This window comes from Adlercreutzia equolifaciens (assembly GCF_029076695.1).
GTDB classification, from domain to species: Bacteria; Actinomycetota; Coriobacteriia; order Coriobacteriales; family Eggerthellaceae; genus Adlercreutzia; species Adlercreutzia equolifaciens_A.
The window spans coordinates 1-432 of record NZ_JARFIK010000055.1 but is presented as its reverse complement, the minus strand read 5'-3'; the positions used below and the strand labels follow the sequence as shown (position 1 = coordinate 432).

Below are 432 nucleotides of genomic sequence, written 5' to 3'. Positions count from 1 at the left end.
GCCGCCAAAACCACCTACGGCTCCCCCGCCCTCGTCATCGACCTGGGCACCTCTACCACCTTCGAGCTGCTGGATAAAGAGGGGGCCTTCCGCGGCGGCATCATTGCCCCGCGCATGAACCTGGGAGCCGCGGCCCTGGCCCGCGGTGCCGCCCAGCTGCCCGCCGTGGACGTGCGCGCGCCGAAGACGCTCCTGGGCCGCACCACGGCCGAGGCCATGCAGGCGGGCATAGTCATGGGAGAAGTGGCGCGCATCGACGGCCTCATCGATATGATCTGGGCGGAAGCAGGCTACACCACGCCCCTGGTGCTCATCGGCCAGGGCGCCGAGGCCATCGCCGCCCTCATGACCCACCAGGCCACCGTCGACCAAACCCTTGCCTTGAGCGGCCTGCTGGAGCTCTACCGGGCAAACCGTCGTTAGAAACTTCCT

General features: G+C 68.5%; 1 protein-coding gene. It reads left to right on the top strand.

Going from position 1 to position 432, the window contains the following annotated elements; genetic code table 11:
- Window positions 1-423 (top strand): type III pantothenate kinase (locus PZH32_RS11435; protein WP_275208379.1); only part of this gene is annotated, 423 nt, incomplete at its 5' end.
- Window positions 424-432: the final 9 nt, after the last annotated feature.